Below are 17738 nucleotides of genomic sequence, written 5' to 3'. Positions count from 1 at the left end.
AGCATGTAAAGATTTTGAATCGTTCAAAATCAGAAGAACGGTTTCGCTTTATTGGGGTAAAAAAAACCTCTTTACTGATTTGTCTTCCGACAAAACCGCAGTATTGAACAACCGGAAATATTAACGCCCGTTATTAAATACGTAAAATCCCAGTGCCAACACTGGTACATTTGCTCTTGTCATCGTCTCCCTTGCTTTCTATATTTGAAGTAGAAGTTGAATCATCCAATATCATTGAAAAGACCGTTCTAAATCCTTGTAAAAACCAACACTCAACTTCTCCGTCCATTAAATCTAATTAAGGGCCTTCGTGAGTAACGATGGCCCTTTTAGTTGAAATAAATGCGACCACTTCCATAAAATACATCGAATTTCCATCCCTGGTATGAATGCCTTTCCCTCATAATTCCTTCTTTAAGTAAAGTGTATCTTTCTTTTACAAATTACCGGCAGATATTTTTATGATCTTGTCCATCGTCCAATCGTCATTAATGATCGCATAATAAATAAAGCTCAGCGCCATGGGGACTGAAGGCGCAATTGCACTCAAATTATAGACGAATAATTTAAGGGAAACCCAGTTAATTATTAGGGGGAGTTAAATCCTTTGATAACATTTAATCCAAATACCTGCAGGCTTCCGCTATGTTGAGCTGCAATGATAATGTGCTGCTCGTTTCTTGTTTTTAGTTCAATCAGGGAATGTGCATTGCCCGGAATATAAATACCGCTTTCCCGTATGCTCAGTGCCTGGAATTCGCCATTGCCTTTTCCTTTTAACACCAACCCGTTTAGCGCATCCAGCCGTCCATTAAAAACTTCGGTGCCGAAATCATTGCCGCACATAATCAAATCAAGGTTGCCATCCCTATCAAAATCACCAGGCACCATAGCAAAAACCGGGGCCAACTGTGCCATCGCTGGTAATGGAGTGATTGCAAACTTTCCATTGCCAAGGTTCCTGATAAAGCTGCTCGAAAAAAAATTGGCAGTCAGTTTAAGCATCCCCTCCTTTTCCTTCTTTGAAAATAATTGCTCAAAAGGAGTTTCTGCAAATCCTTTGTAGGTTAAAGTCTTCTTTTTAATAAAAGGCAATTGATCGGCGACTTCGTCCCTGCTATGCGTGGTGAATTCCCGCATGTTTCCTTCGTTGTCTTTAAAATATTTGGTAGTGATCCCTTCAAAAATTCCATTTTTATCAAAGTCATTGTAATAATCATGAACCGGCAGTTTTTCACCTTTTGTCAAAAAAGAATTCTCCCCGAGATTACCAGCAACATAGTCGGTATCTCCGTCCTTATCAAAATCACCGGCAGCCAGGCAGTTCCACCAGCCCAATTTGTTAGCGATACCTGTGGTGGCTGTTGCGTCAATGAATTTCCCATTTTGATTTTTTAAAAAAAACAATGGCATCCATTCGCCCGCCAACACAAGATCGGGCCATCCATCTTTGTCATAATCTGTCCAGGTTGCATCACAGACCAGTCCCGCATTTTGCAATGATGGGGCAATTACTTTTGTCACATCGGTAAACTTTAGTTGACCTTGCCGCGAATCATTCCGATATATACAGCTGCTCACCGGTTTTGGATAATTGCCGGGTTCTACTCTTCCACCTATAAACAAATCCAGGTCACCATCCTTGTCAAAATCCGCTGCCCTTACACATGAGTTGCTCGTATGATTTAATGGCAAAACGGTGGAGTCGATCTGAAAATTCCCTTCGCCGTCATTTATAAAAAATCTATCCTGGTAAGATGCTGAACCGGCTTTAGCTTCATAGCCGCCAACCGAAACATACAGGTCCAGGTCACCATCTTTATCAGCGTCAAATAATTGAAGCCCCCGGTCATAAACAGGATAACCCGATTGCTTGTTCTCCATCAAATTTTTCCTTTGAAAATCCCCGGCGGGCTGCTGAACAAAGATTGTCCTGTTTTGCCCCCGCCCGCTTCCGATAATTAAATCTTCCATCCCGTCGTTATTAATATCGCCAGCTGCCATCGGCGGCGCATACTGCGAAAACTTGTGCGGCAACAAACGCTGGATACTAAAATCATTGAAATCTTTTTGCTGGTGTAGGTAATTCAACTGTAATAAATCACTGATTTCCCTGAACCAGGCTCTATCGTTATAATGTAGTTGTGTCCACACATGCATCTCCCGGGCATCGGATTGTTTTATTACCAACTGCTGGTCAGCTTTTACATTCGTTAATTTTTGTCGTTGATGATTGGACCAAATAACAATAACCGAATCAACCGTAGTTGCATTTCCGAGACCAAAAAAAGCGATATTTTGTATGGAAGATAGATAGCCTCTCACGGGGTTTGTTTCGTACACCTGTTCCTTACCATTATCCGTATATATTTTCACCCAGGCACCAAAAGCATCCTTATTCGGCGTATCGCTCTGCAGTTTTATTTGGAGGTAATGCCGAAAGGTTTCTTTTTTGTTGTTCAACGTATTTTCATATACAGTTGCCTTGTCATTGATATTATTGATAATAACATCCAGTCGCCATCATTATCCAGGTCAGCTGTTGCAGCACCATTTGAAAATCCCGGTTGATCAATACCCCATTCTTTTGTCGCATTGGAAAACTTCAGGTTGCCATTATTGCGAAAAGCATAGTTGGAAATTTTTACAACGGGAATTTTCTCCAGCAATTTCTCTTTTGAATTCATGGCAAAAGCTGAATTACGGTAAGCCACAAAATCATGATCGGTTATATCTTTTGGAAAACCATTTGTCACGATAATATCCCTGTAGCCATCGTTATCAAAATCGGCCACTAATGGTGCCCAGCTCCAATCCGTTTCTGCTATACCACTATAAAAACCGATCTCCGCAAATACAGGATGCGAGAGCGAATCATTACTGCCCGGACATTGCCCCATATTCAGTTGCAGGCAATTTCTTACATACTGATGCTGGTAACCATAAAAATCGTTGTTGAGATAATTCTGATAATTACCGGAGCCCAGCATAGTTTTCTTCCGGTAATTATCTTCCGGGTTCATGTCCAGTTCGATCACATCACTTAACCCATCATTATTAATATCCATCACATCCGCCCCCATGGCATTGGCCGCTGTATGTTTAAAGTAATCTTTCACCCGGTCGGTAAAGGTTCCGTCGCCATTGTTGATATATAAAATATTATTGGATAAATAATCATTGGCAACATATACATCTTTCCAGCCATCGAGGTTAAGATCACAGACGGTGACCGAATGCGCATATCCCTCTATCGTAATGCCTGCTTCTTTTGACACATTGGTAAATACAGGATGTTGTTGGCTGGAATCCCAGTCATTGCGAAATAACTTATCCGTATTGGGATGTTCTCCCTTTTTCAAAATTTTTCGATAACGGTTGGGGTGATCAATCTTGATAATTTCATTGATGGCGAGATAAACATCCAGGTCTCCATCATTGTCATAATCAAAAAAAGCGGCTTGTGTTGTGTGTGAATTATCATTAAGCCCATATTCCTTTGCCATGTCTCTGAATACCGGGATTCCATCTTTGTTCAACCCCTGGTTGATATAAAAAATATTCTCCCGTTTAATAGAATCTTTCAAAATAGTAGCAGAGACATAAATATCCTGCCAGCCATCATTATTAATATCAACAATAGCAACACCTCTCGACCATTTCTCCTCTCCTTCAACACCAGCAATCGTAGTGATGTCTTTAAATTTAAAATTGCCTTTATTGAGATATAGCTTATTACTTACCCTGTTCCCCGTAAAATAAATATCCTGTAAACCGTCCTTGTTGAAATCAGCAATACCCACGCCGCCGCCGTTGTAAACATTCTCCAGGTCGATGATATTAATAGAATCATTTTCGGGGATATCATTGCTGAAATTGATACCAGAATGTGATGAATTGACTTCATTAAATAATATGCCTTGCCTGCAGGAAGACAAAGCAATGAGTATCCAAACACCAACTACTATCCTCTTCATCGTGTTTCACTATTTGTTTATCACTAAAAGTTTGGCTTTGTAAAAGGTCGTATTGTTGACTGCCATGGTACAATAATAATTTCCTGCCGGCACTTTTGCTCCACTATCTCCATGCAAGTTCCATTCAATATACTTTTCCGATGTTGTCACCTGCTGTTTTATTTGTTTTACCACTCTGCCGGCGGCATCATAAAATTGAAGATGGATGGTACCGCTTATATTGCCCGGTATTTGAATATGACATTTTTCGGATGCCGGCACGGGCCATGCTTTGGTCATTTTATATTCAGGAGACGGATCAAATATGCCTGTTACTAAATTGCCGCGGTTCCATATTTGAATGGCAGTTGCAGTTGCATTACCACCTATACTAAATAAATCCAGTTTATTACTGGTATTATCCGAAGGATAGATCCTTGTTGCAAAAACCCACCTGTTATTGATAAATATTTCAATCACCGATCCATCAATAAATAAATGCCATTCGACAGGTTGGCCGGCCGGCAAATTGAAAAATTCCGACTGGATATCTCTCGGCGTATTGGAATTGGTAGAAGATTTTGTTCTGTCCACTATCATTTTTTGATTTTGATAGTCATACCAGATCTTCGTGAACTCTGTTTTGGTATCGTTTTGTCCCACAATAAAACCGGTTTGTGTAGCAGTACCGGGATTAATAGTTGCTTTTATTTCCATTTGCCATCCCTGTACATTAAGATAGTTTGAGCCAGTTGGCTGCACAGTGACAGTATTAATAGCTGTTGCTGTACCTCTTGTCCTTTCAAGATAAGGATGCGGACTTTGGTGCAAGGTATCATTGATCATTTGCCAAACCCTTGGCAGGCTAAAAATATTGGCCCAGCCATTTTCATATTGTTCCGAACCCGGCAACAGGTCAGGAATAATTCCGATTGCCGTTACCCTGTTTTGATCATCAACATTTACAGATGGCGATAAAAGCGAATTGATGATTTCAAGATTCTGTGCACGGTGATTCGTAGGAATAAACTTAGAGCCATCAAAATCACCTACCCAATAAAATGCTTTGGCAGCAGTACCAGGCACCGGTACTTTATTTACCAGCAACATATACTTATTGCCAAATTTCCAGAACACCGGCATTTCCCAAAACACCCCGGGATCATTTAAAAAAGATTCGTCAATAAAAAGCGGACCATCCAATTGCCACGAAACAAGATCGGTTGAGTGGTATAAAAAAACAGTGCCCGCTTGTGGCGATTGCAAACCGGTACCAATGATCATGTACCAGGTATTGGCTTCTTTAAATACATAGGGATCCCTGAAATCTTTATTGGGATAAGCAGTCGGTGCTGCGGGTATTAAGGGATTCACAACATTTCTTTGCCAGGTCATTAAATTATCGTTCGACGTTGCAGCACCAATGCCAGCTTTTATACCATCAACAGCTGTATAAAAAATGGTGGGCACACCTGCATCATCTTTTACCGCATGACCCGACCAGATACCTACTGTTTCAAATCCCCCGGGCTGCGGCCAAAGTGCTACTTGTTTTTCCTGCCAGTTCACCAGATCGGTGCTTACCAGGTGCCCCCAGTTTTGTTGCGAGAAGTAAGGACCGTTCCCATTTTTTTGATAAAACATGTGATACATTCCGTTATGAAATATCAAACCATGTGATTCATTAGCCCATGACGACTGGGGTGCAGGGTGATATTTTGGGCGGTGGAAATCAAATGCAAAACGAGAAGCGGGAACAGAAAGATCAGCAGCCGTAGAAGGATTGAGCAAATTGTACTCGTTGATAATCTGCTCTGCTGAAAGTATTTTTTTGCGAATGATGACTTCGTCTAAAATACCATTGAGATAATTGAGCGGAAATATATCCTGCTTTTCATTCGACGAACTTCTGGCGAGAAAAGTTTTGGCTGACGGCCATGATAAAGAACCGGGAGTAAAGGATTGGTTGATGAATTTAACAGCATTAACATAACCTGTTATAGTTCCCGATGTAGCATTGACGTTAACAACAACATAACTCCATTTGTAATGTTGAAGTGTGGAAGTGGATGTAAAATTGACAACCTGTGCTCCTACGGTAAATCGAACAGCCAGTCTGCCAAATTTATCAATGGCAATAAACGCTCCCCTGTCTGTTACCGGGTCCACATTGGTCCAGATGGCGGCTGTACTTACAGGATAGGTTTCCAACGCAATCCATGCACTCACGGAAAAAGAATCTTGCGGAAATACAGCATTACTGTTGCCTTCCCCAAAAAAAGTATAACCATCTGTCCGCAATGCCTGTTGACGAATACCGGGCACTCTTTCAATAACAGGCCATTTTGTTTTTATCGTGAAATCCGTATTGCCCACTGATTCTTTTGTGACTACACCCGAACTTTCATTAAGCCCCCAATAAGCCAGGGTGTCCTGTGCTTTTATATCACCGACCGGCAGCAGCAAGATTAGCATTATACAACCAATAAAAGTCTTCTTACTCATACAGTAGTTTTATTCGAATCACTCATCAGAAATCACTCTTGTTATTCGCAGAACGCATTTCCCATACAGTGATCTTTTCAGCGATAGCCGTTCCACCTTCAGTAAATAATTCCACCTGGTTGCTTTCTTTATATAAAGGAAAAATCCTGGTAGTAAAAGTCGCTTCGTTATTGATAAACACTTCCACCACGGAGCCATCAATAAACAAGCGAATGGTCAGCTTTTCATTGGGGTTGAGTAGATAATCACCGCTTCTTGTTTCAAGAGGAATATTTTTATTCAATGAAGATTTTGTTTGATCAGCAATAAATTGTTTTCGTTCCTCATCATAAAAAATTTTTGTCAACTCCTTTTGCTGGGGATGTTTGCCAATAATAAATCCAAACCGTTTGGTATCCTTAACGGTTATCTCCATTTCTATTTCGAGCTGGTGTTTCCCGTTGCTTAGCAAAAATGGTTTACCGGGAGAGATCATTTTCTTTGCAAAAACTTTTTTACTCCCCCGTAAAGACTTCACCGAAGGATGGGGCTGCTGACAAATAATCCCATTCTTCAGCGTCCACGTTCTTGGCATGCTGTACAAATGTGCCCAGCCTTGGTCATATTGTGCTTTGGCACTGTTTTCATCCGGAATGATGGCGATAGCGGTGGTGCGTCCTTCTGCATCCAGGGTTACAGAAGGCGATAACAAGCGGTTGATGACTTCGAACTTTTTGGGTAAAAGATGATCGGGCATAAATTTTTCTTCGACAAAATCACCTGTCCAGTAAAAAGCTACAGCAGGCTTATCAGGTTGCGGCACTTTATTGACCAGCAAAATATACTTGTCATTCATTTTCCAAAACACCGGCATTTCCCAAAAAATTCCGGAGTCATCTCTTAAAGGATCACCAACAAATAAATTATGAATGAACTCCCACTTATGCAGGTCGTTTGATTTGTACAACAGCACAGCGCCTTTCTCAACGTTGTTTTCTGTAATCCCATAACCAATGACCATATACCATTGCGAACCTTCTTTCCAAACATAGGGATCACGCAGATCTGGTCGGGAAAATTGAGCAGGAGCTCCTTTGATAACAGGATTGGCCGAAAACTTTTTCCACCCGATCAATTTATCATCTTGTGGATAAGCGAGACAGATTCCATTGGGACCATCCGTTCCGCCTGTATAGATGATCACCGGCTTGCCGTCATTATCTATTATACAATGACCCGACCATATTCCATACTGATCATACCCTGGTTCCGGTGACAGAGCGGGGCGATGTTCTGTCCAGCTCACCAGGTCAGGACTGCTGAAGTGTCCCCAGTTGATTTGACGCAGAAGCAGATTGTTTCCGTCTTTCTGGTTGAAAATATGATACCGTCCTTTGTAATAAATCAAGCCATGTGTTTCATTGGTCCAGTTAGCTGCTGGAAGCAAATGATATTTTGGACGATTAAAATCATGTTCAAATCGTGAAGCAGGAACATTGAGGTCAGGCCCTATTTTTGAAATAGCGAAATAATTGATCCTTTTAAAATCTTTTTCAATCAAACTTCGGCCGACGACAGTCACTTCATCGACAATGCCATTGATAGCATTGGTTGGAAAAATGATAATTGACCTTTGCGCTTCATCACGTCCAATAATCAACGAATCAAATGCTGCAAAGGTTTCGGTTTCCACATCAAGAATCTTTTTTCCATTCATCCATAATTCTGCTTTCCTGGGTAATATGTTCATGGAAACATGTTGCCATTGAAAAGCAGAAATCATTGTGTCAGCGCTGATATATTTTATTTGCTCAGCCTCTTTAATTCCGATCATTGGTACGCCAAACCGGTTGATGCAGGCGGATATACATTGATGATCATTTTTCAAAGCAAAAAATCCTGCCGTATCAGTTGGGCGTGTTTCCAAAGCAAACCAACCACTCACATTGAACGGTAATTTTAAATTGGGGATTGCCGTACTCATCCAGGTAGAATAACCATCTGTTCTTATCCCAGTGCCTTTATATGCTTTCACATATTCCGCTTTTCTTTTTGCCGTATGAATGGAATATATTCTGTTGCCGATCTTTTCTTTTACAGACAATCCCGGCATCGCCGAAAAAGGAAAATGCATGAGTGTATCGTTCTGACCGGAACCGGTTATATACAATGCAGCAAACCCAATTGTCATCAACCATTTCAGCATATACTTCTGCTGTTTAAAATTGTTCATCACCGTTTTATTTAACAGCTTTCATGCGCCAGATTTTCACCGACTGAAAATTGGCCTTTCCGCCTTCAGAAAATAATTGTATACCGCCTTCTTTTTCCAATGGAAATACGAGATCAGAAATAGTAACAAGTCCATCGTTGGCGAAAACCTCTATCACTGATTTGTCTACAAGTATGTTTAGTTTGATTTTTCCACCCACTAATGACACATCAGCTTGTTCAACGCTGGAAAATTTTGGATGAAAATTTACATTCCCTGATTTGGAGCGATCGAGTTGAAGCTGCTTCAGGTTATTATCGTACTTTATAATAGTTACTTCATTTTTACTCTTTAATAGTTTGAGACCCGCGGCTTTTGCCTCGCCGGGATCAATGATGATCTCCAGTTGGTAAGCATCGCCTTTGTAAGGAAGATCAAAACTATCTTCTACTTGTTTATTCTCAACTGCAAAAGCCTCCTGCTTCAGCGCATTCATTTCTGTCACTGGCTGCTGGATAAGTTTTATTTCATTGCCATATCGAACCAGGCTCAGTTCCCTGGGTATCGCATATGATCCCCGCCAAACGTTTCCTGTGGGAATTTCATTCGCATATTCCCAGTTATTCATCCATGCAACCAAAATCTTCCGGTCATTGGGTGCATTATTATAAGTAACGGCTGCATAAAAATCTTTTCCAAAATCGAGATAGGTTGGTTGTTTATAGTCATGATCCGGAGTAAAAGATGTGCCGTCAAAATTTCCAATAAAATACTGCATACCTACATATCCATCCTGTGCATGACCCGCAGAAACAATAAACACCCATTTTTTTTCATTGGTGCCTTTTACCGGTAGTTCTACCAGGTCGGGGCACTCCCATACTCTTGCGGTGTTGCCAACCTTCCCCCAAGTACTTATCAGCACCCAGTCTTTTAAATTTTTAGATGAATAAAATTGCGCTTCACGTTGCTCGGCCTTCAATACTACCATCACCCATTTCTGCTGCGGTTCATACCAAAACACTTTAGGATCCCTGAACTCCAATGACTGTATATCCACTACCGGGTTTCCTGCATATTTTGTCCAGGTGAGTCCATCGTCGTTACTGTATGCGATACTCTGGTGTTGAACTTTTGGTTTAAACTTATTATGCACAAAAGAAGTGTACACTGCCACCAGGGGTGTCTTCTGTGATCCATTGGCGAAGCCGCTGGTATTATTTTTATCTATCACCGCACTTCCACTAAATATCATCGTGGTATCATTATCGTTGGGATTTTTGTCTTCATACATGGCCACCGGCAATGTTTTCCAATGAATAAGATCCTTGCTCACTGAATGTCCCCAGCTGATATGTCCCCATTTAGCTGCAAATGGATTGTGCTGATAAAAAAGATGGTACTCGCCATCGTGATATACAAGGCCATTGGGATCATTGATCCAGTTCGAATCAGCCGTAAAATGGTAGGTCGGCCTGTACGCATCCGCAGTTATCGAAGGGTTCGGAATGGTGGATATAGTGGAAGAGTTGGAAGAATTACACCCAACATTGTTGAATACGAAAAGAAAGAGAACAGAATAGATAAATAGTTTCATCTGTTTATTTTTTTTTTATTTAATTAGGTCAGATGGAACGCCTCTAACATTCCCCTGTGCGTAGATTTAACATGGGCGTTTCATGTTTTAATTTCTTATGTTTTATGTCATCCCGGCTGTTCGGGAATTCAGGTCATCAATCAAAAAATTAAGGAGTGGGTATGAAACGACTGCTTGCTGCCTACGAAAATTTATAAATTAACCCACTCCTGTTTTTTTATGCCATAGAAGTTTTACACTTCCGGGCGGCTATTCAAGTTCATTTAATAGTTAGGATCCTGCTTATAACCACCCCGGCTAATATCAATTTCTGGCTGTGGTATTGGCAGGTAATCATGTTTGGTTGCAGTATAATTAGCTGCATTCAAATAAGGTCTTTTTGTTTTCTCTACCTGGTAATAGTTGTTAATGACAGATGCCGCTTCTCCCCATCTTACCAAATCATAAAAACGGTGTCCTTCCAAACAAAGCTCCAGTCTTCTTTCAAAACGCAATGCCTTCCTTGCAGTAGCCTGGTCCCATGCCGGTGAAGCAGGATAGAGTTCTACTTTGTAATTAGCGGCAGGCACAGCTGAACCCAGTTGTTTTACAACCGGTGCATTCTTCGCCCTGTTGCGGATTTGATTGATCAAACCTTTCGCTTCTTCCAGGCTTCCGCCAGATTCAATGATCGCTTCTGCTTTTAATAATAAAATATCTGAATATTTAATGAATGGAAAATTTAAAGCTCCCTGTGCCCAGGGGAATGCACCAGCACCCCTGAGCGGGGAATTGACCAGGATGATATTTTTCTTTTTGGAATAAGGACCGTAAGTAACTCCTTCCCTGATCCAGTTATTGCCATACACTTCACCCGTAAAATCCTTCCAGGGAATACCCGGGCGACCAATTGCATGATCCAATCTTGGATCAACAGCTGTGGTAATATCTGTTGGAGCAAGATCTGTAGTATTGTAGGTGTCAAATAAAGGCAAGCCTGTTGCAGGATCTACTTTAAAAGCATTTACTAAATTCTGGGTTGGACGATGAAAGCCATCACCGCCACCATAAGCAGGGCCGGGAGGCGAAGTCAGCAAATCGCCCCAGTTATAGTTTCCTCCTTCGGTGCCACCATTTTTTACCGATGTTTCAAGAGCAAATATTTTTTCGCCATCATGATCTTTTGTAGGATCAGAATACAAGTCCTGCAAATTGTCGACCAATTTGAATTTCCCCGAGTTGATGACTTCATTACAATTGCTGATTGTTTCCGCCCAGTTCTTTTGATAAATATTCCATTTGGCGAGATAAGAATAGGCTACATATTTATTGATGCGGCCGATATCCTGTCCATCGAATGGGATCGTTATGCCTGCACTCAGATCTTCCTTGATCTTATCCCACAATTGTTGTTCAGTGAGATCATTGGCAACTGTTCCTTCCTGGCCGCTTAAAATAGTTTCATCGATATAAGGATATGTCCGGAAATGTTTTTTCAATTCAAAATAATAAATGCCTCTCAGCACTTTTACTTCGGCAATGCGTTGCATCCTCAAATCATACCCGTCATCACCCAATGCATTCAATACCGTCAATGCTTTATTGCATCTTGAAACACCGTAAAACAATACCCGCCATTTATTATTGATCAGTGAATTGGTAGGTTCTACAATTCCAAGTTCAAGACTATTCAGTTCGCCGATATCACCAGTTCCGCCTCCGCCTTTATAGGCATCACCGCAACGCACATCGCTATAACTCCAGTTAGATGCCGGGTTGAAGATGGCTGCAATGGGTGACCAGCTATCGCTAAAAACCTGGTCCAATAAAGCATAGGCTGATACTACCAATGCTTCTGCTCCATCTTTATTGGTTAATGTCTCAGTACTTAATGCTCCTTTTGGCGCCTGGTCTAATATTTTGGTGCAGGAAAAACTAAGTAGTAGCACACCTGCTATTATTAAAATTTTATTACGCATGTTGTTAGTTTTTAAAATCATTTAGCAATTAAAATCCCACATTGACACCCACGCTGACGGATTTTGAGTGAGGATAAATGGTTTGTGTCAGCCTGCCTTCAAAACCAAAGGGCTCATAATCGAAGCCTTCGAAGCTGGTGAAGTTGAGCAGGTTTTGTGCCTGTACAAATAATCTCGCTTTTGAAAGTTTTATTCTGTCAAGTATTCTTTTTGGCAAATTGTATCCCAACACTGCCGATTTCAATCTTACATAAGAACCACTGCTGATATAAAAAGAAGAAGTTCTTAGCTCATCATTGGTATTGTTGGCAGTAAGCATGGGAATATCCGAATCGGTATTGATAGACGACCATGCATTTAATAAATCTTTATGGTGATTGGAATTGAAAAACACATTGTGTGTATTCATCTTGATCTCATCATAGATCTTGTTGCCTGAATTGGCATCAAGGAAAACAGTCAGATCGAAATCAGCATAAGACAACCCGGCATTCAGGCCCACAGTAAATTTGGGAAACGGGCTACCGAGGTAAGTTCTGTCATCCGGAGTTATTTCTCCATCACCGTTTATATCGCTATAACGGATACGGCCAAGTCCTTTTCCTGCCTGGGCGGCATGATCATCCACTTCTTTTTGTGATTTAAATATGCCATCAGCTTTGTACCCATAAAAAACAAACAAGGGTTGATCTTTGATAATCCGGCCACGAGCTGTTTCACGAATATCATTTCCGTCGGGACCTACGCTTACTACTTTGTTCTTAATGCTGGTAAATGTGAGGTCGAAATTATACTTGAGTTTTCCAGAACTTTGATTGCGATAGCTTAGCAGTAATTCAATACCACTGTTTTTTATATCACCTACATTTATAAAAGGAGGACGGCCTTCACCAATAACTCCGGGTGTTAATGCGGGATACAACAAATCATCGGTAGTTTTTACATAATAATCTGCAGTCAAATAAATGCGATTACTAAATAAGCCAAGGTCGATACCAATATTGGTTTGTTTGGAAGCTTCCCATTTTACTTTTGGGTTACCGATCTGGTTGGCATAATATCCTACCTGTGCAAGCCCGTTGGTTCCAAAAAGATCATAGTAAGAAAAATCTACCGCCGAAACAAAGTTGGTGGAATAGGTATAATTAGGAATACCATCATTACCATTCTTACCCCATGATGCTCTCAACTTAAGATCAGAAATATTTCTCGCCATAACCGACTGAGTAAAGAATTTTTCTTCACTGATACGCCAGGCGGCTGATACAGCAGGAAACACACCATAACGATTCAGCGGACCAAAACGGGACGAACCATCCCGCCTGATTGAAGCGGCGATTAAATATTTACCATCATAATTATAGTTAAGCTTACCGAATGTACCGATCAGCCCATACTCGTCCGCACCACCGTTGGCATCCGCCAATGCAGTACCGCCATTGAGATATTGATAGTCGGGACTTTCTAAAGCAAAATCACGGCGGGTAATAAAAAACGATTCTGATTTGTTATTGATCCATTCATATCCCGCCAACAATTGCACTTCATGCTTATTCTTTTTCCAGTCATACGTCAATGTATGTGTTGCTGTAAGATTCAGCACATTGTTGTTGCTTTGCGTTAGTGAGTTGGATGCCTGCACAAAGCGGCCCATAGTGTATTTGGGGTAAAAGCCTTTGAAATTATTATTGATCACATCTACTGCAAAGCTTCCCCTGTAAGTAAGTCCTTTAATGATTTCAATATCGGTAAATACATTCCCAAAAGTTCTCCATCCTTTATTTTTATTATCCCTGTTCAGGTATAATTCGCCGATGGGACTCAGCCGGTCACCAAGATTTTTTACCGGTCCACCCCAATTGCCCAAGTTATCTTTCAAAGGAATAATGGCATATTGGAAAATAGCCGACTCGATAGTTCTTGAACCAGCTTCCCTGTTGCCGGTCAGATAGCCTATAGAAAGATTTTCACCTACAGTTATCCGGTTAGAAACTTTAAAAGAACTGTTGATGCGTACAGTTAAACGGTCATAGAAGGTGTATTTGGCAAGGCCTTCTTCCCGATTATAATTAACTCCAAAATAAAAATTGGATCTGTCAGCGGCTTTAGAAATACCGAGATTATAACCCATGTTAGCAGCGGGTTTGTATACTTCTTTCTGGTAGTCCACATTGCCGGCGGGAATAGTTTTATTATCATCTAAAAATTCGGGAATCACAGGTTCAGGGCCGGTACCATATATCGCATCAGTAAGCGGCTGGTTATCGTTGATCTTTTGTTGCCACAATACTTTACCATATTCCATGGCATCCAACATATCCAGCCCGCCACGCAGTTTTTTAACCCCATAAAAAGCATCAAAACTTACCTGTACATTTTTTGATTTGCCTTTTTTGGTAGCTATAACTACTACACCATTGGCGCCGCGGGCACCGTATATAGCTGCAGACGCTGCATCTTTCATCACCTGCAATGATTCAATATCGTTAGGACTGATGCCGTTGATATCTTTTGTCGGCACACCATCCACCACAAACAATGGTTGAATGTCACCGAGAATACTGGAGATACCCCTGATGTTGATGATAGTACCAGAACCCGGTGCACCATCTGTTGTAATGTTGACCCCGGCAATTCTTCCCTGCAATGATGTAAGCAGGTTGGCATTAGTTTCTTTTAAGGTCTCTCCCAGTTTTACAACCGACACTGCACCTTTCAGATCTTTTCTTTTTTCACTAGTATAACCCAACACCACCACCTCGTTTAAATTCTGCGGATCCTCTTCAAGATTGATATTTATATTAACATCGCTTTCGCTGACGATAAGTTGGTGAGGCTTTCTGCCTATATAGGAGAACGTAACCACTTCACCAGTTGAAACCGGAATGCTAAAGTGACCTTTTTCATCCGACACTGTACTTCGGGTAGATGTTTGTACCGATACTGAAGGCAATGGTCTTTTATCTTTATCTGATATTGTTCCGGACAATATTTTCTGCTGTGCAAAACTAAAAAGTGCAACAAGCAGTAGCGTACATAAGCAAAGCAACTTTCGCATAAGTCAGAGTTTTAATTTTTAAGAGATACTAAGCAGTTTGTTTTTTTTCATTCATTAAATTTTCGACGTCGGTTATTTCATAGACAGGGCAGGCTCCATGTTGGGTAGCAATAAAAGCTCCGAGGCCGCAGGCAAAATCAAGCGCATCGTCGGGTGTAGCATTATCCAGTTGTTTGGCCAGTAATCCAGCCAGGAACGCATCACCACTTCCAACGGTGTCAGTCACTTCTACTTTATATCCATTGTGAGAATAAATATTTCTACCCGAATACCACAGCGCCCCTTCGCCACCTTTGGTTACCACTACATTTGAAATGTTGAATTGATCGCAGATTAATTTTATTCTGTCCTCTGTTTTATTGTATTGCGAAAACCATCCCGTGATTAGCTCAAGCTCGGCAAGATTGATCTTTACAAAGTCAGCCCTTGTCAATAAATCTTCTACAAGGCGACGATTAAAATGCGGAGCCCTTAAATTTATATCCAGCACTTTTGTAGCCGCCAAATCCAGCAACCTGAACAAGGTTTCTTTTGATAGCCTGCTCCGGGCCGCCAAACTTCCAAAGACAAAAAAATCAGCTTGGGAAACAAGCCCTGCAAAAGAGTCTTCCCAGGAAATAAAATCCCATGCAGCCGGTTTTACGATATCATACTCCATTTCGTTATGATCGCCGGGCTCCGCATATACTTTGCCGGTTTCATATTCATAATCTACCTGGAAATAATCTGTACAAACACCATGACCTGAAAAAATATTGACGAGTTCTTTTCCTTTATCATCTAAACCAATGCGGGTGATCAGTGCCGGTGCCTTTTGCTTTTTGTGCAGGTGATAAGCGACATTCATCGGTGCGCCACCTGGCAAAGCACCAGTTGGAAAAATATCCCAAAGAATCTCGCCAAAACAAACCACCTGGTGTCTTTTGTTGATCTCCATTTTTATTGCAGTTATTTTTTTATCAGTTTTGCTTCAATCGCTTCCAGTGATACTCCTTTTGTTTCCGGCATTTTAAAAATCACCCAGAATAATTGCAGCACCATCATAAGAGCAAAGAAGAAGAATAAAGGTGCCGGCCCAAATTTGGTAGCCAGTATAGGAAACACTGTTGTAATGATTGCTGCTAATATCCAGTGAGTAGAACAACCCAATGACTGCCCATATGCCCTGACATTATTGGGAAAAATTTCAGAGATAAAAACCCAGATCACGGCGCCTTGCCCAATGGCATGTGATGCGATAAACAGGAATAACAAAACCGGTACGATCATTCCACCCAGGTACTCAAAGTAAAAAGCCGCCGCCACTGCTGCCAGTGAAATAATATAACCGAGCGAACCGATCAACATTAATTTTTTTCTGCCCAGCTTGTCGATCAGGTATAAACCAAACATGGTGAATATGAGGTTGACCAATCCGATACCCGCACTTTGCAGAAACGCAGCATCTTTACCAATACCGGCCAATTCAAATACACGGGGAGCAAAATAGATGATGGCATTGATACCGGACAGTTGGTTAAAAAGCGCAATCAGGAAAGCTAATAAAATAGGAGTGCCAAAACGTCGGGTGAGAAAAGCCGCGATGGTCTCTTTTTGTTTTTCTTCCTCGATAGATTGCTGAAGGGATTGAATAGCTTCCTCTACTCCTTCAGGATCACTGGCCTGCAGGATGGAACGGGCAGTTGTATAATCTCCCTTATGCACCATCAGCCACCTGGGGCTTTCAGGCACAGAAACGATGAATACACAATACAAGGCCGAAGGAATGGCAACCACACCTAACATCCATCGCCAACTATCTTCACCACCGACACCTTGCAATAAATAGTTGGATAAATAAGCGATGACAATCCCAAAAACGATATTGAACTGGAAAGTGGCAACCAGTTTGCCCCGGTTTTTGGAAGGAGCTATTTCAGTAATATACATTGGAGCCACTACCGAAGATGCGCCAATGGCAAGCCCGCCCAACAAACGGAAAAGCATAAAGGAATAAACCTCCGGGGCAAGGGCGGAACCGATGGCGGATACCAGGTAAAAAATTCCGATCCAAAGTAAAGTTTTCTTTCTGCCAAATTTGGTAGCGGGTATGCCGCCGAAGATGGCGCCAATCACCGTACCATATAATGCCATGGCGATGGCCATGCCGTGTAAAAGGTCACTGAGTTGCCAGATCCGTTTAATATCCTGTTCGGCCCCTGATATAACTGCCGTATCAAAACCAAAGAGAAATCCGCCAAGGGCTACTGCAATACTCCACAAGAGCAATTTTTTATTCATATAGCATTCCGTTATATATGCAAAGTAGGTCAGAGTGTCCCCGGTATCATTTCGAATTTGTAAGAATTGTATTCAAATTTTGGAAGTCGAATAGTTGGACTTAATGAATTGAAAATCATGTATTCTCTTTTTCATCCATGAAGAGGAAAAGACTTATTTTTTGAAATTGTATAGAATAATTTCAATTCTGTTC

9 protein-coding genes are annotated in these 17738 nt (G+C 41.3%); all 9 read right to left on the bottom strand.

From position 1 onward, the window contains the following. Positions 1-588: 588 nt before the first annotated feature. The 9 genes from ACFEL9_RS08745 to ACFEL9_RS08705 all read right to left on the bottom strand — a co-directional run bounded on the left by ACFEL9_RS08745 (position 589) and on the right by ACFEL9_RS08705 (position 17545). A complete protein-coding gene (locus ACFEL9_RS08745) occupies positions 589-2463 on the bottom strand; it encodes an FG-GAP-like repeat-containing protein (RefSeq protein ID WP_385888482.1) in 1875 nt (624 codons plus the stop codon). Continuing rightward, positions 2460-3977 carry an FG-GAP repeat domain-containing protein gene (locus ACFEL9_RS08740; RefSeq protein WP_385888480.1) on the bottom strand — a complete coding sequence of 506 codons (1518 nt, stop codon included), beginning with the start codon at positions 3975-3977 and terminating at the stop codon, positions 2460-2462. Before ACFEL9_RS08740 ends, ACFEL9_RS08745 begins: the two co-directional genes overlap by 4 nt. A gap of 9 nt (positions 3978-3986) precedes the next feature. Beyond that, the gene (locus ACFEL9_RS08735) at positions 3987-6461 is read right to left on the bottom strand and encodes a GH32 C-terminal domain-containing protein (RefSeq protein ID WP_385888477.1); all 2475 of its coding nucleotides are present in this window, start codon (positions 6459-6461) and stop codon (positions 3987-3989) included. Between the two features lie 25 nt (positions 6462-6486). After that, positions 6487-8673 (bottom strand): glycoside hydrolase family 32 protein, encoded by a 2187-nt coding sequence (locus ACFEL9_RS08730; protein WP_385888474.1) that lies wholly within the window; start codon positions 8671-8673, stop codon positions 6487-6489. Positions 8674-8680: 7 nt separating this feature from the next. Then, on the bottom strand, positions 8681-10249 hold the full coding sequence (locus ACFEL9_RS08725) for a glycoside hydrolase family 32 protein (protein WP_385888472.1): 1569 nt from the start codon (positions 10247-10249) through the stop codon (positions 8681-8683). Between the two features lie 263 nt (positions 10250-10512). Further along, positions 10513-12207 carry a RagB/SusD family nutrient uptake outer membrane protein gene (locus tag ACFEL9_RS08720; RefSeq protein WP_385888469.1) on the bottom strand — a complete coding sequence of 565 codons (1695 nt, stop codon included), beginning with the start codon at positions 12205-12207 and terminating at the stop codon, positions 10513-10515. Positions 12208-12235: 28 nt separating this feature from the next. Further along, positions 12236-15265, bottom strand: a complete 3030-nt coding sequence (locus ACFEL9_RS08715) for a SusC/RagA family TonB-linked outer membrane protein (RefSeq protein WP_385888466.1) — start codon at positions 15263-15265, stop codon at positions 12236-12238. Between the two features lie 28 nt (positions 15266-15293). Then, positions 15294-16202, bottom strand: a complete 909-nt coding sequence (locus ACFEL9_RS08710; protein ID WP_385888464.1) for a carbohydrate kinase family protein — start codon at positions 16200-16202, stop codon at positions 15294-15296. An 11-nt stretch (positions 16203-16213) separates the two neighbouring features. Further along, positions 16214-17545 carry a sugar porter family MFS transporter gene (locus tag ACFEL9_RS08705; protein ID WP_385888462.1) on the bottom strand — a complete coding sequence of 444 codons (1332 nt, stop codon included), beginning with the start codon at positions 17543-17545 and terminating at the stop codon, positions 16214-16216. Positions 17546-17738 lie beyond the last annotated feature (193 nt).

The sequence above is a fragment of the Terrimonas alba genome (assembly GCF_042434975.1).
Taxonomy (GTDB): Bacteria; Bacteroidota; Bacteroidia; order Chitinophagales; family Chitinophagaceae; genus Terrimonas_B; species Terrimonas_B alba.
Note: the sequence above shows the minus strand (reverse complement) of the source record. Positions and strands in the feature narration are given on the sequence as shown.